21 protein-coding genes are annotated in these 21,690 nt (G+C 58.4%); 7 read left to right on the top strand and 14 right to left on the bottom strand.

Features of this window, described 5'->3' with window-relative positions:
• Positions 1–3 precede the first annotated feature (3 nt).
• Together G583_RS0105220 and G583_RS0105210 are read right to left on the bottom strand one after the other, a co-directional pair.
• Positions 4–1,473: a GmrSD restriction endonuclease domain-containing protein gene (locus G583_RS0105220; protein ID WP_084677245.1), complete on the bottom strand. Its 1,470-nt coding sequence runs from the start codon at positions 1,471–1,473 to the stop codon at positions 4–6.
• A 91-nt stretch (positions 1,474–1,564) separates the two neighbouring features.
• On the bottom strand, positions 1,565–1,912 hold the full coding sequence (locus G583_RS0105210; protein ID WP_022870133.1) for a DUF262 domain-containing protein: 348 nt from the start codon (positions 1,910–1,912) through the stop codon (positions 1,565–1,567).
• A 70-nt stretch (positions 1,913–1,982) separates the two neighbouring features.
• On the opposite strand from G583_RS0105210, the gene G583_RS0105205 reads away from it, so the two are divergent.
• The 4 genes from G583_RS0105205 to G583_RS14495 all read left to right on the top strand — a co-directional run bounded on the left by G583_RS0105205 (position 1,983) and on the right by G583_RS14495 (position 7,908).
• A complete protein-coding gene (locus G583_RS0105205) occupies positions 1,983–3,473 on the top strand; it encodes a lipase maturation factor family protein (RefSeq protein ID WP_022870132.1) in 1,491 nt (496 codons plus the stop codon).
• A gap of 35 nt (positions 3,474–3,508) precedes the next feature.
• On the top strand, positions 3,509–4,651 hold the full coding sequence (locus G583_RS0105200; RefSeq protein WP_169558766.1) for a lipase family protein: 1,143 nt from the start codon (positions 3,509–3,511) through the stop codon (positions 4,649–4,651).
• 168 nt (positions 4,652–4,819) lie between these two features.
• Complete coding sequence (locus tag G583_RS0105195) at positions 4,820–5,827, top strand: TAXI family TRAP transporter solute-binding subunit (RefSeq protein WP_022870130.1); 1,008 nt, start codon at positions 4,820–4,822, stop codon at positions 5,825–5,827.
• Positions 5,828–5,907: 80 nt separating this feature from the next.
• Positions 5,908–7,908 (top strand): TRAP transporter permease, encoded by a 2,001-nt coding sequence (locus tag G583_RS14495; RefSeq protein WP_022870129.1) that lies wholly within the window; start codon positions 5,908–5,910, stop codon positions 7,906–7,908.
• Between the two features lie 101 nt (positions 7,909–8,009).
• Here the strand turns inward: G583_RS14495 and G583_RS0105185 are convergent, their stop codons facing one another.
• From G583_RS0105185 to G583_RS0105160, 5 genes are all read right to left on the bottom strand, one after another.
• The gene (locus G583_RS0105185; protein ID WP_022870128.1) at positions 8,010–9,101 is read right to left on the bottom strand and encodes a Zn-dependent alcohol dehydrogenase; all 1,092 of its coding nucleotides are present in this window, start codon (positions 9,099–9,101) and stop codon (positions 8,010–8,012) included.
• A gap of 97 nt (positions 9,102–9,198) precedes the next feature.
• Positions 9,199–10,266: a methyltransferase domain-containing protein gene (locus G583_RS16550; protein ID WP_022870127.1), complete on the bottom strand. Its 1,068-nt coding sequence runs from the start codon at positions 10,264–10,266 to the stop codon at positions 9,199–9,201.
• Positions 10,263–11,060, bottom strand: coding sequence for an ABC transporter ATP-binding protein (locus tag G583_RS0105170; protein ID WP_022870126.1), 798 nt, complete (start codon positions 11,058–11,060; stop codon positions 10,263–10,265). The genes G583_RS16550 and G583_RS0105170 overlap by 4 nt, the downstream gene beginning before the upstream one ends.
• On the bottom strand, positions 11,057–12,046 hold the full coding sequence (locus tag G583_RS0105165) for an ABC transporter substrate-binding protein (RefSeq protein ID WP_022870125.1): 990 nt from the start codon (positions 12,044–12,046) through the stop codon (positions 11,057–11,059). Before G583_RS0105165 ends, G583_RS0105170 begins: the two co-directional genes overlap by 4 nt.
• 9 nt (positions 12,047–12,055) lie before the next feature.
• On the bottom strand, positions 12,056–13,165 hold the full coding sequence (locus tag G583_RS0105160) for a FecCD family ABC transporter permease (protein ID WP_022870124.1): 1,110 nt from the start codon (positions 13,163–13,165) through the stop codon (positions 12,056–12,058).
• A gap of 203 nt (positions 13,166–13,368) precedes the next feature.
• Here G583_RS0105160 and G583_RS0105155 point away from each other — a divergent pair, with 203 nt between their 5' ends.
• Both G583_RS0105155 and G583_RS0105150 read left to right on the top strand, forming a co-directional pair.
• Positions 13,369–14,595, top strand: coding sequence for an ATP-binding protein (locus tag G583_RS0105155; RefSeq protein ID WP_022870123.1), 1,227 nt, complete (start codon positions 13,369–13,371; stop codon positions 14,593–14,595).
• A 30-nt stretch (positions 14,596–14,625) separates the two neighbouring features.
• The gene (locus G583_RS0105150; RefSeq protein WP_022870122.1) at positions 14,626–14,886 is read left to right on the top strand and encodes a hypothetical protein; all 261 of its coding nucleotides are present in this window, start codon (positions 14,626–14,628) and stop codon (positions 14,884–14,886) included.
• Between the two features lie 118 nt (positions 14,887–15,004).
• On the opposite strand, the gene G583_RS0105145 is transcribed toward G583_RS0105150, so the two are convergent.
• Genes G583_RS0105145 through G583_RS0105115 form a run of 7 tightly spaced genes read right to left on the bottom strand, consistent with a single transcriptional unit; the run spans position 15,005 to position 20,376 of the window.
• Positions 15,005–15,901 carry an urease accessory protein UreD gene (locus G583_RS0105145; RefSeq protein ID WP_022870121.1) on the bottom strand — a complete coding sequence of 299 codons (897 nt, stop codon included), beginning with the start codon at positions 15,899–15,901 and terminating at the stop codon, positions 15,005–15,007.
• Complete coding sequence (gene ureG / locus G583_RS0105140; RefSeq protein WP_022870120.1) at positions 15,898–16,512, bottom strand: urease accessory protein UreG; 615 nt, start codon at positions 16,510–16,512, stop codon at positions 15,898–15,900. Before ureG ends, G583_RS0105145 begins: the two co-directional genes overlap by 4 nt.
• A gap of 38 nt (positions 16,513–16,550) precedes the next feature.
• A complete protein-coding gene (locus tag G583_RS0105135) occupies positions 16,551–17,270 on the bottom strand; it encodes an urease accessory protein UreF (protein WP_022870119.1) in 720 nt (239 codons plus the stop codon).
• Positions 17,251–17,724, bottom strand: coding sequence for an urease accessory protein UreE (ureE, locus tag G583_RS0105130; protein WP_022870118.1), 474 nt, complete (start codon positions 17,722–17,724; stop codon positions 17,251–17,253). The genes G583_RS0105135 and ureE overlap by 20 nt, the downstream gene beginning before the upstream one ends.
• Positions 17,725–17,739: 15 nt before the next feature.
• On the bottom strand, positions 17,740–19,452 hold the full coding sequence (ureC, locus tag G583_RS0105125) for an urease subunit alpha (protein WP_022870117.1): 1,713 nt from the start codon (positions 19,450–19,452) through the stop codon (positions 17,740–17,742).
• Positions 19,449–20,057, bottom strand: a complete 609-nt coding sequence (locus G583_RS16545; protein ID WP_022870116.1) for an urease subunit beta — start codon at positions 20,055–20,057, stop codon at positions 19,449–19,451. The genes ureC and G583_RS16545 overlap by 4 nt, the downstream gene beginning before the upstream one ends.
• Positions 20,058–20,073: 16 nt before the next feature.
• Positions 20,074–20,376 carry an urease subunit gamma gene (locus G583_RS0105115; protein ID WP_022870115.1) on the bottom strand — a complete coding sequence of 101 codons (303 nt, stop codon included), beginning with the start codon at positions 20,374–20,376 and terminating at the stop codon, positions 20,074–20,076.
• 181 nt (positions 20,377–20,557) lie between these two features.
• Here G583_RS0105115 and G583_RS14480 point away from each other — a divergent pair, with 181 nt between their 5' ends.
• Positions 20,558–21,508, top strand: a complete 951-nt coding sequence (locus G583_RS14480) for a LysR substrate-binding domain-containing protein (RefSeq protein WP_169558765.1) — start codon at positions 20,558–20,560, stop codon at positions 21,506–21,508.
• The last annotated feature ends 182 nt before the right edge of the window (positions 21,509–21,690 follow it).

Here is a 21,690-nt window from a genome sequence, read left to right as displayed (position 1 = left end):
GCTTCACATACTCACAGGAATGGCAGCGATCCTATGTAGTAACTCTGCCATCTGTGTCCCGTGTGCATGGATATGGGCTACGTCCCAGTGGTCGTGAGAGGCATCAAGTTCCTTGGTGATCGCGGCCATCACTTGGAATTTTAGGCTTTGGTTCGTGGACCGATACTGCGCGATCTTGGCCTTCGGCATGAGATTACTGCGTGCTGAGTTTTCTGACCGCGACATGATGCAGAGATTGCCGAAGTGGTCGGCGTCAGCAATTGCTAATGCCTCATGTAATTGGACCGTATCGGGGCTTCGTGGATAAAAGTGCTCTACTGAGGTTCGATATCGGAAACTAAAGCCATCGGCATAGCGCCTTAGTACAGACACCAGTTCCGGATCTGTCACCAGATGTGCAAGTTCGTGGGGTTTATCCTTACCTCGTAGCCACAAAACATAGTCTAAGAAGTTGAAGATGAAGTTTGGAACTTGCGTTCCAAGGTTCAAGACAGCCTCTGGTTTGAGAGCTGTTAGACGCCGGACCGCTGAAGCCTCCAGATATTGTGCAAATGCTTCAGCGTCGACCGACTGGTGCTCATTATGATGGAGCCAATGCAATGCCTGGAAGAGAAAATACTTCGACGCACGACGGGTATCGGTCACTTGGAACATAGACTGCAGCATCAGCACTCGACGCCCCGAGGCGCGTTGATCGGTAGTACCGACTGGTGAGCTGCCTAAGCCGAAGGTGGAGCGTGCACTCAACTGACGCGTTCTGTCCGAGGTGTATTTATACGCGCGGTGAAGTACCCAGTTTTCATCGTCGTCGCCTGCGAGGCCCAGCTGGATCCGGATGACATAGGTGTCCAGTAAATATCGTGTACGGAGGAGTAACCAGGCGAAATTTCGTACCCATTCAGCGCCGGCTCCCGGCAGAACGGTTTCGAACTCCTCAAGAAGATACTTATCTTCTAAACGGATCTGGTGTGCGTGGACGTCGTCGTCATCTTCTTCTTCCGACCAGCGGTACTCTTCTCCACGCTGGATTTTCAGGACGTGCAGTAGGAAATTCGGAAAGTCGATGATGGATCCATATGAGCCGGGTTCTTCATCCTCCTGAGAGGTTGACTCGGATTCCCAATCATCTTCAGCACCTTCTAGAAGATCAATCAGTTTGATCGTACCGGTTCGGCTATTCGCATCAGGATCTCGATACCTGGTGTTCTCGGAGTTAGACGGTACTTCGCGATGCTGCAGAGCTTCGAAAAGGGCTGCACTGTCTTCTGGTAGAAACCGGTCCCAGTCCTTGCCGAAGATTGCCGATCGTTCATTTTGGGTATCGAACTGCACTTGGATATGTCGGTTAAGTTGGGCGGTGGCGTCCCAAATCCGCGCAAAGACATCTTGGTCCGCGGGCTCGTGCTGGAGTTCTTTAAGCATCCTCGCTTTGAGGATCTCATGTTTCTCGAGTTGCTCCCCACGAGTATTCATCACTTCAAAATAATGATTCAGATCAGTATTTTCTGGGAGCTGGGTGCGAACTATTCTTACGTGGTGCAATAGGTAGTCCAAGTCCTCATCGTCAAAAATGATCTCCGAATGCGAGGTCTCGGCCGTAACAGCGGCGTACGGCTTTCTCGGAACAGCCGTCAACGATGTCTAGACTGTTTTCGAAGTCTCGGCTGTTGTCCTCGGAGGGCGTCCGATGAAGGATAAACGTACCCAGCCGGTGGTGGCCTGAAGACTGAAAGTCGTGGATATCCGATAGCAACTGATCGACGTTTTTGACCGTCCAGGTATAGGGCCGCTGATATGACGGGATGTGCAGGCTGCGTTCTAAGACATGTTCAACCGACATGATGTAGGCATCGAATTGCTCCCGTGGGTGCCCGGTGGGGTATTGTTCGCTAACCGTCTCCGAAATACTCACAATGCCATATTCTCATACAAGATCCATGAAGTAGATTGGAGAACCGCGACGTAGTACAGGGGGTGGCGGAATGGATTTCACCGCATGGCTTCCGCTGCTTGAAGCATCCGACTACACCATCGCCCGCGAAGTGCTGCTGCGCGGGGTAGCAGCTTTGTACTTCGTGGCGTTTCTCGGAGCGTTCAACCAGTTCCCGGCGCTGTTGGGTGAACGCGGCCTGTCGCCGGCGCCAGAATTCATTGAGCGTACGAGCGCTCGCAGTAAACCAAGCCTCTTTCGCTGGCGAATCACTCCCTACAGTGACCGGCTGCTGCGTAGCGTCTGTCTGATCGGTATGGTGCTGAGCCTGTCCGTCGTCGTCGGTATTGTGCAGCTGGGGCCCGCATGGGCGACGATCCCGGTCTTTTTGGCGATGTGGTGGCTGTACCTGTCGATCGTGAGCATCGGGCAGTATTACTACGGTTTTGGCTGGGAATCGCTGCTGCTGGAAGTCGGCTTTATCGTCGCGTTTCTTGGGGCTTCCGAGGTCGCGCCTCCATTGCTGATCCTGCTGTTTCTGCGATGGACGGTGTTCCGAGTCGAGTTCGGCGCCGGCATGATCAAGATGCGCGGAGATACATCATGGCGCGATTTCACGGCCATGAATTATCATCACCAAACCCAGCCGATGCCCAATCCGCTCAGCCGGTGGGCACACCAGAAGCCGCAGTGGTGGCATAAGGTCGAAACCCTGGGCAGCCACGTGATCCAGCTGGTGTTTCCTTGGTTGCTGTTCTTCCCGCAACCCATTGCTTCGATCGCGGCGTGCGTGATTATTTTCAGTCAGTTGGCGCTGGTGTTGACCGGCAATTATGCGTGGTTGAACTGGCTGACCATTGTGGTGACGTGCTCGGCGATCAGCGACTCGTTCTTGCACTCGCTGGTGGGCGGCGGTTGGCCCGATTGGGGAGGGGACTATGTCGCTGCTGTCGTCAACGGCCAGGTCGCCGCGCAGTCACCGATGTCGTGGATTGTGCTGACCGTCGTCGTCTTCCTTTTTCTGTCTGTACTCAGTTGGCAGCCGCTGTTGAATCTGTTCTCATCCCGGCAACTGATGAATGCCAGTTTCAACCGCTGGCACCTGGTGAACTCCTACGGTGCGTTTGGTTCGATGACGCAGGTGCGGCGCGAACTGATCATCGAGGGGACCATGAATACCAACCCCTCGTCTGAGGTCGACTGGCGCGCTTATGAGTTCAAAGGAAAACCCGGTGACGTCTATCGACGAGCACCGCAGGTCGCGCCGTATCATTTACGCCTGGATTGGATGATGTGGTTTTTGGCGCTCGGTTCCGGCGATGCCCTGTGGTTTCGGCGCCTGCTGGACAAGCTCGTTGACGGCGACCCGACCATCCGGCGACTGCTGCGGACGGACCCTTTCGACGGCCAGGCGCCGATGCTTATCCGCGTTAGAGTCTTCGAGTATCGCTACGCCACCGCTCAAGAACGCCGCGAGACCGGCCAGTGGTGGTCGCGCAACGAACTCGGCGTCCTCGTACCGCCATATGGTGGGGCCGCATAATGCGGGTGCGGACGAGACTGCGATTTGGTGCTGCCATGTTGCTAGCCTTGACCCTTGTGTTGACTGCATGCCAAACGGATCAGACTTCCCCGGAAGCCTCCGCGTTCTGGGAGCTTGACGACACTCCGAACAGCGATGCTCGGGCCGGTGATCTGCATTCGAGTCAACAGCGCGACGATGCGCCCGAAGGTGCCCGCGGATGGAACATGATTTACGTGTCAGAAATTCTCGAGGACACGTATAAATATGTCTCCGGGGAGGTGTATATTCCTGATGAGCCCGCTGAGACACCCCGAGATGTGGTGCTGTGGAACCACCAGACGACGGGGCTGCCGGATGAATGCGCTCCGTCGCGCACCGAAGTTGATGACACGCGAATTCCAGCGCTGGAGCAGCTGCTCGACGACGGCCACATCGTTGTTGCCAGTGACTATCCGGGGCAGGGACTGCCGGGGCCCGTCTACTACATGGTGGGCCAGGTCAATGCTCGCGCTTCACTCGATGCGCTGAAAGCCGCCGAACACCTGCCGAACCTCGAAACTAGCGGCCGATTTGTGCAGTACGGCTTCTCGCAGGGCGGGCAAACCACCATGCACGCCGAAGCGCTGGTTCAGGACTATGCAGCGGACTTCGAATTGCAGGGGTCGGTATTGCTTTCACCCGCAGTCCGGATGAAAGCTCTCACCGCCAACGCCATGACGGATGCTGACCTCACCGGTTTCTCCCTGTCGATGCTCTCCGGGCTGAAAACAGCGAATCCCGACCTAGCCTACGAAGACTTTTTACGGTCGGAAGGCCTCGAAATCCTGCCGGAGGTTGATACCGGTTGCTGGGATATCTGGCGGGTCGCATCCTCGGCTGAGGAGCCCTATCGTGATGCCGCAATGCGCGACGGCAGTGATTGGGCTGCAGCCATGGACGAGGTCGATGATTTCGAACCCGCGGGTGCCACCCCATTCCTGGTGCACCACAGTGTCGAAGATGCCATCGCCCCCGTTGAACAGACCCGGCGCGAGGTGCACCGCCTGTGCGCGGCCGGCAATGCGGTGGAATATCACGAATATGACGACTTAGAGCACGGTTCGGTCGTCGTCGAAGCAGCACCGGATTTCCCTGCCTGGGCACAAGCCCGTTTTGACGGTGCCTCAGTAACGGATCACTGCCCGGAACTCAACTGAACATAAAGCGCCGGGAAGGCTCGGCGCATCTGTTGTATGTGACATGGATCATGTTAGCCTTTCAGGTAAATTATGAACTCACCTGCGACGTCGTCGGTTTCGGACTTCTGCACAGCGGTCCGTGCGACGTCGCAGACTCATCACTCATACACCAAAAGGGAGTTCCAGATGAAAGCTCGTCGGATTATCACAGGCCTTACTACTGCAGCCGCTTTGCTTGCGTTGACCGCTTGTGGCGGAGATAGCGGAGACAACGGCAACGGTGGGGAAGCAGGAGGCGAAGAAAACTTCACCAACGATCTGGTATTCGCAACCGGGGGCACCGCAGGTGTGTATTACCCATTTGGTGGCGAACTTGCGACCATCTATGAGAATGAAATAGACGATGTCTCAGTGAACTATGTTGAATCTGGTGGTTCTGCTGAAAACGTCGGTCAGATTTACCAAGAAGAATGGCAGATCGGCTTTGCCGACAACGGCACGACGAACCTCGCTGTCCAAGGTGAGCTGCCCGGGCTCGAGGGCGAAGAACTGGACAATATCGGCTGGATCGCGAATCTCTATCCCGAGGCACTACACATCGTGGTGCGCGACGACTCCGAGTTTGAAAGCGTTGCTGATCTTGAAGGCGCCACGATTGCCGTGGGGGATGCCGGTTCCGGAACACGTATTACCTCTGACGCCGTCTTAGCAAGCTATGGCCTGGAAGAAGGCGACTACGAACCAGAAGTAACCGACTTCGGCTCGTCAACGGAAATGCTTGCCGACAACCAGATTGATGCGACCATGTTCGTGGTTGGTACCCCGGTCGCCGGGCTGACACAGCTTTCTGCACAGACTGATGTGCGCCTGCTACCAGTCGAGGACGACGTAGCGGCTGAAGTTGAAGAAGCCGGAAACGAAACACCGTACGATATCCCGGCTGACGCCTACGACTTCCTCGAAGAAGACCTCTCAACGGTCGCAGTCTTTGCAACCATCGTGGCCTCGACAACGCAGGTCAGCGAAGATCTCGGCTATGAAATCACCAAAGCGACCTTCGAAAATGCTGACACTATCACGGTAGAAGCCGCCCAGTTCGTCGACATTGAAGAAGCTGTTCTTGGTATTGGCGACATCCCGTTGCACCCAGGTGCTGAGCGCTACTACGAAGAAGAAGGCATCGAATTGCCATGATTCGTCGCAAGAGCCGACACGATTCGGGCTCTTCGGTCGCTGTCACTCCTAAGGGGGTAACAGCGGCTGGAGAGCCGAATTTGTCTACAGGTAGCGCCGACGAGGTTTTGCGGAAACACGACACCTCGAGCAGATACCGCACCGACCTTGGCTGGTTTGGTTGGGTGGTGGGAATCGTTTCCATCATCTTTACCCTCTACCACCTGTACTCCGCACTGGAGCGCCCCTTTAACACGTGGATCCACTCGGCATTCCACCTCGGTGGTGGTACAGCCCTGATCTTCATGCTGTACCCGGTGAGTCGTCGCCTGTTGAACCTGCGGTCTTCGGGAAATCGCTGGATGGACTTACTCGTCGGGCGTGGACGCGGTGTGCCGTGGTATGACGTCGTGCTTGCAGGTACGGCCATCTACTGCAACGCGTATCTGTACTTTAACTACGAGCAACTCACCGGGAACGCAGTCCAGGTACTTGGTTACTCAACTCAGGACTACGTTGTCGCAACACTTGGCATTTTACTGGTGTTGGAGGGGACGCGACGCTGTGTCGGGCTGCCAATTATTATCATTGCGGTAGCCGCTATCGTCTATGCGCTGTTTGGCAATCACAGCCCGCTCTTCCAACATGCCGGGATGTCGTGGGAGACGTTCTCGACGAACATGTTCCTCTCCACCGGGTCGGGCATATTCAGCACACCGATCCAAGTGTCGGCCCAATTCATCTTCTTGTTCCTGTTCTTTGCCGTCGTGCTGCTCAGAACAAATATCGGTCAGCTCTTCAACGACCTGGCGTTCAGGCTCGCGGGTAAATATAGCGGTGGCCCCGCAAAAGCTGCGGTTGTGGCATCGGGTCTGCAAGGCATGGTGTCAGGTTCGGCCGTCGCCAATACGGTCGCCTCCGGATCCTTCACGATCCCGATGATGAAAAAATCTGGTTTCAAGCCACATGTCGCGGCTGCGACCGAAGCCACCGCCTCAACCGGTGGTCAGCTCATGCCACCGATCATGGGTTCGGCGGCCTTTATTATGGCGCAAAATGTGCCGGATGTGACCTATAACGACATCATCATTATTGGTATTATTCCGGCGGCCTTGTACTTCCTCGGGGCGTTGCTATCAGTACACTTCGAAGCGAAAAAGAACCTGCTTCGTGGCTTGCCGGTGGAAGAACTGCCGACCTGGAAATCATTGCTCACTCGCATTGATCTCCTACTGCCACTGGTCGTCATCGTGACAACGTTGGTCGTCGGGTTCACCCCGATGCGTGCCGCGTTGCTGGGCATTATCACCGCGTTCTTGCTGAGTTTCATTCGTGCCTCGACCCGACTGGGTTTCCGGGCGATGATCGACATGCTCATCGATGCGGCACGCACTGCGCTGCCGGTCATTGCAGCTTGTGCGACCGCGGGCATTGTGGCTGGAACCGTGACCTCCACCGGTCTTGCCGGGCAGCTGGGTCACGGCCTGATCGACCTGGCGGGCGGCAATTTCCTGATCGTCCTCTTCTTGGTCATGATCGCGTGCATCATCATGGGGATGGGCCTGCCAACCACCGCAAACTACGTGGTGACCTCCACGGTCGCGGCACCGATCCTCTACAACAACTTCGATGTGCCCATCCTGGCGGCACACTTCTTCGTGTTCTTCTTTGGAGTGTTATCCGAAGTCACGCCACCAGTGTGTCTCGCGGCGTATGCGGGAGCGGGATTAGCCAATGCGAATCCAATGACCACCGGGTTTACGGCACTGAAAATCGCGGTGGCAGGATTCTTGGTCCCCTACGTGTTGGTGTTTGAACCGGCCATGCTCTTAGATGGGCCGTTCATGGATCTGCTCCCCGCCCTGATAACGGTGATCATCGGAATGGTAGCCCTGGCCGCAGGTTTGGGCGGGTTCTTCCTCACCAGCGCCAATATCGTGGAACGAACGGTCTTGATCGTCAGCGGCATCCTGCTGGTCATCCCACAATTACTGGTTTCCGGCCTCGGCGCGATCGGTCTCATCATTGTGCTGGTCATCCAGTACAGCAAGTCATCTCGTCAGCGTAAACAAGCCAAAACTGCCGCACCTCAAACCGTGTAAGTCAGTGCGAAAACAGTTCAGGGCCTGAAACCGCTAAGTATGCGGTATCAGGCCCTGAACTATGCCTTACTGCTCAGACACGCGACTGCTCGTCGTCGGTATTATTCAAATGAGGTGATGACCACGCGGTTCACCTGCGGATCCTTGAGCTTCTCGTAGCCTTCATTGACCTCCGATAAGCTGATCTCGGCTGACACCAGGTCATCCAGATTCAGCTTGCCCTGCAGGTACAGATCGGCCAGGACCGGGATATCGCGCTTCGGTACACCGGAGCCCATGAAGACGCCCTGAATGGCTTTTCGCTCGAAAATGTTTCCCAGGTTTTCCAGCTCGAGGTTTCCGCCACCCATACCAATTTGGTAGAGGGTGCCGCCCTTGGCCAACATGTCATAGCCCTGACGTGCGGTCGGGCTGATACCGACGATGTCGAAGGCATATGGCACGCCGCGGCCGTCGGTCAGTTCCTTGACCGCAGCGACAGGGTCCTGATCGCCCGAGTTGATGGTGTGCGTGGCACCGAATTTCTTGGCGGTTGCCAACGTGTCGTCATTCAGATCGATCACGATGATCTTCGCAGCACCTGCAATGACCGCACCACTGATGGCGTTGAGCCCAACGCCACCGGCGCCAATGATCGCGACCGTTGCGCCCTGCTCGACCTGTGCTGCGTTGAAGATTGCGCCGGTACCGGTGACGACACCACACCCCAGGACTGCGGCCTGTGGGAATGGCATTTCTTTTGGAATGGCCACCAGCATGTTCTCATGTACCAGTGCCTGTTGGGCGAAACCGCCCAGGCCCATGCCCTGGTTCAGCGCCTTGCCGTCACTATCGCTAAGGCGTGGTTCTTCGCCCCCGGCACGCTCGGTGGCGGACGGGTTGAGGCAGAGACCGACTTCACCGGACAGGCATTCTTCACACTTACCGCAGAACTGCACCAGGCAGGCTGCAACGTGGTCGCCGACCGCAATGTTGGTGACGTTTGGCCCAATCTCGGTGACCACACCGGCAATTTCGTGGCCCAGGACGGATGGCGGTGGGAACTGGACTTCGTTGCTCATCTCCATCTGGTCACTGCCGCACAACCCGGATGCCTTAATATCCACGAGGACTTCATTGCCCTGTGGCTTAGCGATCGTGATCTCTTCTGGAACCCAGCCACCGCCGAGTTCGCGAACTACCATTGCTTTCATATATTCCTCTCGTTCTGCTCAACTGTCTTCCCCTCTACGCTAGCCATGCGGGGAAGCATCTGGCGACTTCCGGCTTAACGGCGGCCCACGGATGGTGTTAAGGGTGTTCCGGGTGCAGATCAGAATGCGGAGCGGCCAAGTGATGCAACAGATTGTGAATGCGCGGATCGATGAGCCGCCAGCGCCGGTGACGTCCGTGGGTTCGCGGTTCCGTGATCCCTGCTTCGTGGAGTTTCCGCAGGGCCTGAGTGACCGCATTTGGGGTCGATTCAACGGCTGCGGCGAGTTCGCTCACGGTGGCTTCGGGTGCAGCATGCAGGGCGATGAGCAGTTTCAACCGGGTGGGATCCGCACACACCGCAAACGCGTGCGTCCACTCGGTCAGGCTCGGTTCCATATTGGCGACGGCGGCATCAGCGACCACCCCGTGATCCGTGCCTGCGTCGACGGCCGGGGCTTTGGTCGCGGTGATCAGGTGCTGCATCTGCACGTGGTGTCCGGGTGCCACACCGGTGGCCTGGTCCAGGGTGAAAATCTCAGTCAGCGGGGTTGCGGTGACGTGCTGAAACCCAGCCTGCCGGACGATCGCCAGGGTGTCGTCGATGCTCCGCGCTTGGGCTAAGGGCAGCTCATCAGCAACAGTGCCACCGTAGTGTTCGACGAAGCCTTCGGTGGTGTTGGCCTCGATGCCATTGGGAAACCACGGTGCATCTACGAGGATCAGTTGACCGCCCGGACGCAGCAGTTGCTTCCAGTTCAACAGCGCTTCAAGCGGGTCGCGCAGTGTCCACATGACATACCGGTTGGTGACGGCATCAAAACGCTCGGGCGCAAACGACGGGTCCACGGCGTCACCGAGCTCGAAAGTTGGGTTCGCAAGGCCCTCGGCTGTGCGGGCTGCCGCGTGGACCGCGGCGACCTCAAGCATGCCTGCGGAGAGATCGGTCGCGGTGACGGTATAGCCGAGGTCCGCCAGGCGAAACGCCAGATAGCCTGAACCGGTGCCCACATCCAGGACCTCGGTGACGTCGTCATCCAGGGCGTGAGTGAGCACCCGGGACCAAGCAGCACGGTCGGCGGCATGCCGATCGTCGCGTTGTTGATGGGCGTCATAGGCTCGGGCGCGACCGTCCCAGTATCGAGTGATGTTGGTTTGGATATTCACGTTGGCAGGCCTTTCTGGGGTGCTGTCAGCGCAGGGTCGGCTTGCAGGGTGAAGGAGAGTTGGAGGCGGTCGGCCAACTGGTGGCGTTGAGCGTGGATGCCGTAGACCCGGTGGATGAGGTCGGGCTGTAACACCTGGTCCGGGGTGCCGGTGGCGGCGACGCGTCCATATTCGAGCATGATGAGCTCATCGCAGTATTGTGCGGCCAGGTTGAGGTCGTGGAGGACGACGAGCGTGGTGACGCCCAGGCCGCGCACCAGGTTAAGGATCTCGTGTTGGTAGCGAATGTCCAGGTGGTTGGTCGGCTCATCGAGCAGCAGGTGGTGGCCCTGTTGCGCCAGCGCTCGGGCGATGAGCACGCGCTGGCGCTCGCCGCCGGACAAACTGGTGAAGGCCCGATGACCCAGGTGTGCCACACCCACCCGTTGTAGTGCCTCGGTTGCGATCCGGTGATCTGAGAGACGGGTGCGGGCGAAGGGTTTCAGATAGGGGGTGCGACCCAGTAACACCATTTCACCGACGGTAATGGTCGTTTCGGCATCGGATTCTTGCACGACCACCGACAGTTGCCGGGCAATCTCGCGTGGGCTCAACGTTTCCAGCGGTTCGTCGTCGATATGTACGGCACCGGTTTGGGGTTTCAGGGAGCCACTGAGCAGTCGCAGCAGGGTGGTTTTGCCCGAGCCGTTGGGGCCGATCAGCCCGAGCACGCGTCCCGGTGAGGTGGCCAGCGAGACGTTGTCGACGACGGCCTGGGTGCCGTAGGCGTAGCTGAGTTGATTGCCGGTGATCATGGGTGGAACCTCTCGACGATGCGCTCCAGCCCGGTCACCGATAACGGGGTGGCGGGTTCGGAGAAGTTGAGTAACTGGACCATGACGTCGTCATTTTGCGCCGCTTGTAGGTCGCCGGCGCCCGGTAAGTTGCGCAGTGCGGTCTCGACGTCGTTGGGATCGCCCTCGGAGTGCAGCAGGATGATGATGTCGGGGTTCATGCCGAGCAGTTGTTCGGATGAGACCTCGAAGACCCGTTCTGAGCTGTTTTCGAAGACATTGGTGAATCCGGCGGCCTCCAGTTGTGGTTGGGCCATTGAGCCGCTGCCGTAGGCGTACGTGGTGCCTCCGCCGACGGTGGGGTAGAGGACCGCTGCGGTGCGCTCTTCGTCTTCGGGCACTTGCTTGGAGGCGGTCGCGACGCGGTCTTTGAGTTCTGCAATGTACGTTTCGGCGGTTTCGCGCTTATCGAAGACTTCACCGTAAACGCGGAGCTGGTCATAGACGCCTTCGAAGTCGGGTTCGGTGTCGGGGTCGGTTGCACACAGTGCGGGCTCTTCCAACATCGCGATATCCACCTGGGATAAGCTTTGGCGCGGTAGGTTTTCGACTTCCCCGAACACTACATCCGGTTGTTCTGCAATGACCACTTCCTTGGAGATCTGCAGGTGGCCGGTCGCATCGACGTCGGAGGTCAGTTGTGGAATATCCTCGAGTTCGGCCAGGGTGGCGTCATCAAAGTATTCCTCGGGAAACGCGCCGGCTCTGGCCACTGCGCGGTCCAGGACTCCGAGTTCGTGCAGTGCGGGAATCGATGCGGATTTCAACAGTACAAGTTCCATGGGGGCGTTATCGAATTGCACGTCGGCACCGCAGTTTTCTACGGTCACCGGGTAGCCCTCCGCTGCGGTGGTCGTGGTTTCAGTGGAGCCGTTGCCGCACGCACTGAGCGCAAGGGCGCCGGCGAGCAGCAGTGCGGCGTGTGCTGTTCGTTTCGATGTGAGCACGGAGTCTCCTTAGGGGTTGCTGTGGAGTCGGCGGATGAGGACAAGCAAAAACGGGGCGCCGACCATCGCGGTGAGGATCCCGATGGGGATTTCCTGGGGTGCCAGCAAGGTGCGGGCCACCAGATCCGCCCAGATCAGCAGCACCCCGCCCATCAGTGCTGCCACCGGGAAGGCGCGGGAGTGCGTGGAGCCGACGGCCCGGCGGGCAAGGTGGGGGACGACGAGCCCGACGAACCCGATGCTTCCCGAGGCCGAGACCAGCACACCGATGCACAGGGCCACCAGGATGAGCAGGATGGTCCGGAGCTTTTCGGGACTGATGCCCAGGGTGTGAGAGGTTTCATCACCGATGGCCAGCACATCCACGCTGCGCCCGAAGAGCGTGAGTACCGCGGCGGTGAAGGCGGTGACGAGGACGACGGTTAGTAGCGGTGTGCCCCAACCGGCCAGGGACAACGAACCCAGCAGCCAGAACATGACCGACCGGGCACCTTCAGCTGAGCCGCTGGCGAAGATGAGGAAACTGGTCAGTGCGTAGAGTGCGTAGCCGACCGTTACGCCGGACAGCAACAGCCGAACCGAGGTGACGCGTCCGCCGCTGCGGGCGATGCTGTAGAGCAAAACGGAGGCGGCCAGCGCACCGAGAAAAGCGCTACCCTGGAGTGCGTGTTCACCGAGCCCGGCACCCGCGCCGAACAGGATGGCCGCGGCGGCTCCAGACGATGCACCGGAGTTGATACCCAGCAGGTACGGGTCCGCCAGCATGTTACGCACCATGGCTTGCAGTGCCATCCCACAGAGGGCCAACCCGGCGCCGACACTGAGTCCCAGCAGTACGCGGGGGAATCGGACATCCCAGACAATGGCTTCGGTTGCCTCGGTCCAGGCGCCTTCGGCTGTTCCGAGGAGTCGGTGGCCCAGAATGCCCACGACCTGCTCGGGCGGTACATAGACCGCACCAATCGCGATGCCCAGGATGAGACTGAGCACGGTGGCGGCCACGAGGGCAATGATCCACGTGACGGTGCGTCGTCGTTGGCGCTTGACGCCTAAGACGTCGTCCGTGTGTGTTGTACCGGTGTCAGCGCGGTGTTGGTCAACAACCTGATATGTGTCCACTCGGACACATTAGCATTTCGAGTGCTGTTTCGCATGCTGGATGCCTGGCAATTCCCGGTCTGTGAATTGTCTATAAATTGGCGACTCAGGAACCTCTAATCTGACGACTAGAAGTCCTCCAAATTGACGACTAAACTCTCTCTAAACTGACGACTGGACAATTTGATCAGGTAGAATGGGGCAAATTGGCACTTTTGGAATACATGCCACGAGTGGTAGATGCTGAACTGCTCTCTGCGCTACGGCGAGCCGGGGCGGTATTAATGGAGGGACCGCGCGCTTGTGGTAAAACCGAGACAGCCTTGCAAGTAGCGAGAAGTTCGGTGCGACTTGACCGTGACCCAAGCATTGTCGACTTGATCGGCATAGACCCGACTTTGGTGTTAAACGGTGCCGTGCCACGCTTATTTGACGAATGGCAAGTAGCTCCAGAATTGTGGAATATAGTGCGGGGCGAAGTGGACGCTCGACGTGAAAAGGGTCAGTTCATTCTTACCGGTTCTACCGCCCCCGTGGCGGATGCAGTGCGACACACCGGGGCGGGCCGATTTGCGCGTGTTCGGATGGGCACGATGACCCTCATGGAAACAGGCCATTCGACGAATGACATCTCATTTTCTGACATCATGCACGGGGAATCGCCCCGCGCCGCCGATGCAAATCTTTCGTATCGTCAACTGGTAGAACGCATCGTGGTGGGTGGCTGGCCTGGGTTTCAGGATCTTACCGCACCTGAGGTGAGTCGGAACTTACGGGACTACCTGAACACGGTCGCAGAGATTGACCTGTATGCAACAGACGGTGTGCGCCGTGATCCAATTCGAGTTCGGCGACTCTTCGCAGCGTTAGCTCGATCGACTGCAACTGAGGTTTCTCTCTCGACGCTTGCCAAGGACGAGACGTCACTGTCTCGTGATGCTGTTCGTGACTATCTGACGGCCCTCGAAAGAGTGTTTATTACCGAACACCAGCCTGCCTGGTCAACGCATCTTAGATCCTCTGCAACATTGAGGCAGGAACCGAAACGTCATTTCGTTGATCCTTCGCTCGCAGTAGCAGCGCTCGGTGCTGGTGTGGATGCTCTCCTTCAAGACCCGCGATTTACCGGTCAACTATTCGAGTCGCTCGTCGTTCAACATTTACGCGTCTTTTCTCAACCGCTGGGAGGGACAGTGGCTCACGTGCGTGATTCATACGGAGGCGAACTCGACGGTGTCGTGACGCTGCCCGACGGGTCTTGGGCGGGTTTTGAAATCAAGCTCGGTCATAACAAAGAAATCATTGATGCAGCAGCCACCGGTCTCCTGAACTTCGCCGACCAAGTGGTAGGTCCGGATCCGTCGTCACTGACGGTAATTGTTTCATCGGGTCCGTCGTATCGACGTCGTGATGGGGTCAATGTGGTTGCCATCGGCGCACTCGGACTTTGATGTGATCCATGCTCGTCCACAGATGGGCATGTGGCCGGATGTGCCCGGGAGGGCGGTGGTGCAAAAATTGCTCAAACGGTTATTCATCGCGTTGAGCAGTTGGCCAAGGTCATCGATGCTTCTCAATATCCCAATGTCTTGATCTTTCCACGGCCGGATGGCGGCGCTCAGATTGAGTGGCAGAATGAAGAGTTCGAGCTGGATATACTCGCCGACGGCACAGAAATTGCGTACGCTTTCGCAGACGAAAGAGAGAAAGACGGGGAGCGCGTCTTCGATAGTTCCGTATAAAGTGCAGATACCGTAATTTCCTGGCTCTATCGAGGAGACCAGCGGCATCGGAAGATTTGATCCGGCACGACGGCAATGCTCTCATGACCACAGAGACAGCAATCCGACGTCTCCAAAACTAGTACTTCCGCAGATGGATCGGGCCCTGGTCGCGCCAGCGCGCTCGCAGATCATTGACGACGGCGTACAGTGCGGCGGCAATCTGTTCCGTTTTTGTGCCCAACACTCGCACGGCCAGGCCCGGCCCGTCCACCAGCGTGATGCCAAACAGCGCCTCGGGCTTCGAGCTTTCCGGCTTATTCGCCGGGGTCATGGTGCCGATATGTTCGAGGGCGTCGGCAATTTTTTCGCGCAATTCGGCCACGAGCTCGGCATCGATCCGTGCGTCGACGGCCAGTAGGGAGCCCAGGTGGGTGCGACCGTCCATGAACAGCATCGAACGAACCGGTGCAGATTCGTCATCCGGACGGACAATCAGGTTATCGACGATCACCGGCCGCCCGTGCATGCGAACTTCCTGGCGCAACTGCAGTTGATCGTATTTGAACAGCGTGCCATCTGGAGCCCAACCGGGGGTCACGATCTCGGTGCTGAGAAAACTGGCCGACGGATCCATCTCGACCACGGTGTCCTGGATGTAGTGCGCATCGCGGTAGGCAATGAGCTGATCCGGAACGTATTCCAGCACCGCATCGGGGCCGAGCCGGAACGTCGAGTGCTGATAGGCGGGCTCGTCGGGAGTTTTATACACCTTGGTGGCCGACTGGCTGGTCATCGTCGCCGATGAGCCACCCCCAACCTCGATGTCAAGAGCGTAGACGTCGCCGCCCAGATACCCGCCGCCAGGATTCACAATCGTGTAGGAAACCTGCCCCGTGTCATCCAGATAGTGGGGACGTAGGACGCGCAAGGCACCCTGAAAATACTGTTGCCGAGCAATCGCCCGGCCAGCGCGCTCCTCGATTACCATGCGCAGCTGGCCGACAGGATTATCGGTGGATGGCCGAACGGTCACTGTGCCAGATCAGCCATCATGACGTCTTTGCGAATCCAGGTCAGGATCGCGTCGAGGCCCTCATCGGTCTTCAAGTTCGTAAAGGAGAACGGCTTGTCGCCGCGGAATTCCAGGGAGTCCTTTTCCATCACGGACAGATCAGCACCAACGTATGGGGCGAGGTCGGTTTTGTTGATGACGAAGAAGTCAGATTTGATCATGCCCTGGCCGGCCTTGCGAGGAATCTTTTCACCCTGGGCGACGTCGATGATGTACATCGAAAAGTCCACCAGCTCGGGGCTGAACGTCGCCGAGAGGTTGTCGCCACCGGATTCAACGAACACGATATCGAGATCTTCGTGGCGGCGCTTGAGCTCTTTGATGGCCGCTTCGTTCATCGAGGTATCTTCGCGAATCGCGGTGTGCGGGCAACCACCGGTTTCAATACCGATAATCCGGTCCAGGGGCAGCACGCCGTCGGCGGCCAGAATCTTGGCGTCCTCGATCGTGTAGATGTCGTTGGTGATCGCGGCCATCGAGAACTCGTCGGCCAGGGCGCGGGTGATGCGTTCGATCAGCTGGGTTTTTCCGGCACCGACGGGTCCGCCGACGCCAATTCGTACTGGTTTCATGGTGTTGCTCCTTACCGTTTCTACGTATGTTGTGCGGGTTACGACATGAACATGCGTGCCCGTTGCGTTTCGTGCATCATTTGTGCGATTTCTAGGCCCGGTGCGCTGGCGCCCAGATCGTGTTCGTCCAGGTCAAAGACGACGTCGACGACCTCGGGGATCACGTGCCGGAGGTCGGTGAGCACCTGCTGGCCGGCATTTTGCCCCAGCGGAATCGACCGGATGGCGTTCTGGGTTAGCGCGGTGCCCAGCTGCATCAGATAGGCGGCCACGGCTTGTCGCACCGATACCCCGACAGCCGCAGCGGCCAGCGCGAACACCACGCTTGCATGCCCGTGACACTCGTGAGCCTCGATCGCGTCGCGGTAGTTCCGCAGCGCGCTCGTCTCGTCAATGGCGACCTCGACGATCGTGTTCATCCGTTGCCCCATCGAGGTGCCGGCGTCACGAATCTGCTGGGGGATTGCCGCGGCGTAGAGCAGTTGATCAATCCGCGCGATGCGTTCGTGGTCGTCGTCGCCGGCGGCGTCGTGCGTCAACCGAACCGCCAGCCCCTCCGAATAGGCCATCTGGTGCAGATAGCCGGTGGCCCAGGCCGTGTAGCTGGCCGCTGAATCAACCGTGCCGCGCTGCTGATAGGTCTCCATGCCAAACGAGTGGCTGAACGACCCGGTGGGCAGGGCCGAATCGGAGAGCTGCATGACGGTCAGTAACCCGGCCAGCTCGGTCTGATCGAGCTCAGTGGGAATGTTCGGCATGGCGGAAAGCTTTCGGCATGACGCGCTGCTCGCGGGTTGCAGGGATATCGTATTCGGTCAGGAAGTCCTCGACCGTGTGGTCGTAGCGCACCACCATTGCAGCCCGACCGTAGTCGGATTCGGGGCCAAAGAACTGCGCCTGCAGGTGTCGGTTACCCAGACTGTGGGCCACAAACGCCATGGTTTTCAAATCTTGTGGCGCAATGACCAGCACATCGGTGGACGCGGCTTCCACGGTGATCAGGGTGTCCTCGTCGAGGTGCACAATATCGCCGTCGTGCAGTTCCTGATTGTGGGCCAGTTGCAGGCCGATTTCCCGACCCGAGCTGGTGGTGAGCCGCTGGACGCGTTTGAGCAGTTGCTCGTTATCCAGCAGCACACGGTCTTCGGTGAGCTTGGCAAGCCGATCGGCAGACAGCTCTGACCGGTTGCCAAGTATTTCATGAACAATCATCAAACCTCCGAGGGGTTAGAAGAGGAAGTAGCGCTGCGCCATCGGTAGGGTATCCGCGGGTTTCGAGGTCACGTGTTCGCCGTCGACCCGGACTTCATACGTTTCGGGGTCGACCTCGATCTGCGGGGTCTCACCGTTGAGCTTCAAGTCAGCCTTGGTCAACTCGCGCATGTTCTTGGCCTCTGCGACCGAGCGCCGCAGGCCGAGACGTTCTGGGACGTCGTCCTCCAGGGCCGCCGTCGGGAGGAACGTAAGCGATGAATCGTGTACGGCACTGCCCATCGACCCAAAGTTGTAGCGCATGGTGCGCGGCTGCGGGGTTGGAATCGAACCGTTCGAGTCGCCCATCAGTGCCTGAGCGATTTGGCCGCCCTTGATGACCAGTTGCGGTTTGACGCCGAAGAACGCCGGGTCCCAAAGCACGAGATCCGCAAATTTGCCGACCTCAACTGAGCCGACCGTATCGGCAATGCCGTGGGCGATCGCCGGGTTGATCGTGTATTTGGCAACGTAGCGTTTCAACCGGGCGTTGTCGCCAACCTTCGGATCGTTTGCGAATCGGCCGCGCTGCTGTTTCATCGCATTGGCGACCTGCCAAGTGCGCAGCGCAACCTCACCGACGCGGCCCATGGCCTGGGAGTCCGAACTGGTGATTGAGAAGACGCCGAGATCCTGGAGCACATCTTCGGCCCCAATGGTCTCGTGGCGAATCCGCGAGTCCGCGAACGCGACGTCTTCTGGAATATCCGGGTTCAAGTTGTGCGCGACCATCACCATGTCCAGATGCTCATCCACCGTATTGCGAGTGTAGGGCAGCGTCGGGTTGGTCGAAGCCGGCAGCACATTAGACAGTGCCGCCATGCGAATAATATCCGGGGCGTGACCGCCACCGGCGCCCTCGGTGTGGAACGTGTGGATCACGCGACCGGCAATCGAGCGGATCGTGTCCTCGACGAAACCACCCTCGTTGAGCGTATCGGCGTGAATGGCCACCTGAATGTCCATCAGATCGGCCGCCGTGAGCGCGCGGTCAATCGACGAGTGCGTGGCACCCCAGTCTTCGTGCAGTTTCAGTCCGATGGCACCGGCACGGATCTGCTCGGTCAGCGGATCGACGGCGCTCGCGTGGCCTTTGCCCAGCAGGCCGATGTTGATCGGCAGGTTGTCCATGGCCTGCAGCATCTTCGAAATATGCCACGAGCCCGGCGTCACCGTCGTCGCATTCGACGCGTCCGACGGTCCGGTACCGCCACCAATCAGCGTGGTCGTACCGTTGGCCAGGGCCACCCCAACCTGATCGGGGTTAATGAAGTGCACGTGGCTGTCGATCGCACCGGCGGTCAATATCTTGTGTTCGCCAGAAATAACGTCGGTCGCCACGCCCACGGGAATGGTCACGCCGTCTTGGACCAGCGGGTTACCGGCCTTGCCGATGCCAAAGATATGACCATCGCGCAGTGCGACGTCGGCCTTATAAATCCCCGTATAGTCCAGCACCACCACGTTGGTGATGACGGTATCCGGGATGCCGTCATCGCGAATGCGCTGACCGTTTTGGCCCATTCCGTCGCGAATGACCTTCCCGCCACCAAACGACACTTCTTCACCGTAATTGGTGTAGTCGTACTCAATCTCCGCCAAGAGATCGGTATCAGCCAGCCGGATCGCATCGCCGGTGGTGGGGCCGTACATTTCCGCATACTGTTTGCGGCTCATCTCAAAACTCATGAACGGTCCTCCTCGTCCTGGCGGTGTTGTTCGATCTGACGGGCCGCGGCAGCCTTCGAACCACTAATCGTCGAGTTCGTCTGCATCTCGTCATTGGCGTCAAACTCTTCATCCGTGGCGCTTGAGTTTTTGACCGGCGACGTCGTCTCGGTCTGCTCACCCTCGACCTTGTCCAGGCCGGCCTTGGCGTCGCGTTCCTCGCGCTGTTCTTCGTGACGATCCTTCAGATCGGCGTCACGAGCAATGTCGTAGCCCGCCGAACCGCCGATGGCCTCGGTCGAGAACATCGACACCGTTGAACCTACCGAACCATTAATCTCATCGCGCAGACCGAAGATCATACGTTCGCCGCCGATCTCCACCAGGTGCACGCTGCGGGCATCACCGGGTTCAAAGCGCACCGCGGTGCCAGCGGGGGAGTCCAAGCGCATACCGCGCGCCGCCAGCCGGTCAAACTCCAGCTGCGGATTCGTTTCGGCGAAATGATAGTGCGAGCCCACCTGCACCGGACGGTCGCCGCGGTTGATCACATTGATAATTCGCGTCGCTTTATCAGCGTTACACGTGATGGGTTCTTGCGCCGTAATGTATTCACCGGGAATCATGTTAGACACCTCCGCCTTATCGAATGGGGTTGTGGACGGTCACAAGTTTGGTGCCGTCTGGGAACGTGGCCTCGACTTGAACATCCGGGATCATTTCCGGGACCCCGTCCATCACGTCTTCGCGCGACAGTACGGTGGCACCATCGTTCATCAGCTCCGCGACGGTCTTGCCCTCGCGTGCCCCCTCGAGTAGCTCGGCCGTTAAGAGGGCCACAGCTTCGGGGTGATTGAGTTTCAGGCCTTTTTCTCGACGACGACGGGCCAAATCAGCAGCCACGACGATCAGCAGTTTCTCCTGCTCACGCGGAGTCAAATGCATCGCATATCCTCTCGATCAACAACGACAGCCTTCCCGGCAGAAACCCCGCGGGACGACAATCTGTATCCTTTCGTAGCGTAGCGGATTTGGTTCTAATTATCTCGGGCGTGGCGACGGTGCACGCCGTCATCCTGACCACCGAGTAGAGTTACAGAATCGTTGGTATTTCGAGTCAGTGGGTGTGATATTTTTGGATCCGTTTCGCTTCACTCTGCGCCAGTTGCAGCACTTCATTGCTGCCGCAGACGCCGGAACGGTCACTGCTGCCGCTGAGCAAGTTCACATCTCGCAGGCCGCGATGTCGCAGTCACTCAATGAACTCGAACGTTCGGTTGGTCAACAACTCATGGTGCGTACCCGAACCCACGGCATACGGTTGACGTCGTCGGGTCGCAGATTCCTGGCCGATGCGCGTGAGCTCGTGGGACGCGCGGCCGACGTGCAGCAGGTCATGAGTGACCGCTCCGATGACCTCGTCGGCCCCTTGGATATCGGATGTTATACCGCAGTCGCCCCGTTCTGGGTGCCGTTTATCGCTGAGCAATTCGTCGTCCCCAACCCCAACGTCGATGTCCGTATCACAGAGGGCGACGGCAAAGCGCTCCAACAGCAGATGGTCGAGGGCCGATTCGACGCGGTCATCACCCACACGGGTCACCTTATCGAGGGCGTACGTCACCAGGTCATCCGTCGTGGCCAAGGCTATGCTTTGGTCTCGCCGTCACATCGTCTCGCCGATCGCAAGAGTGTCAGAGTCAAAGAATTTGGTGACGACCCATTTGTGCTGCTCGATGTACCCGCGGTTCGTGACAATCAGCTGCCGAAGCTTCGTGCCAATGGACTAGAACCAAATATCGCCTGGCGCTCGAGCAGCTTCGAGGCCGTGCGTGGCATGGTCGCCCGCGGATTAGGTTTCAGCGTGTTGGTGCAGCGTCCGCCCGTGGATATTTCTTATGACGGCCTACCTCTGGTGGCTATTCACCTCGAGGATTTTGAGCCCAGCGATGTTTGTATCGCCTATGTTCAGGAGCGTCGCAGCCGTCGACTTCGGGAACTGATTTCTGTTTGTCAGGCTGAGGCAGCCCGGTTAGACGCCACAGCGCATACTGCTCAGAACTCCGCGGAGCAGTAAGCGCTTCCGTCTGTTGAATGCTCTCGCCTGTTTAACGAGGGCGCGGTCACGCATGCAGCCTTAAGGAGCGCTGTGCAGCTATAAGAAATGCAGGGCAGAAGAACAAGACGTGTCCGTCCGAATGTGGATATTTTCTTGCCCCTGAGTTATCCACAAAATGCTAGACACGCAACACAAGTTTT

It is taken from the genome of Yaniella halotolerans DSM 15476, assembly GCF_000420805.1.
GTDB lineage: Bacteria > Actinomycetota > Actinomycetes > Actinomycetales > Micrococcaceae > Yaniella > Yaniella halotolerans.
This window is presented reverse-complemented; position numbering and strand designations above follow the sequence as displayed.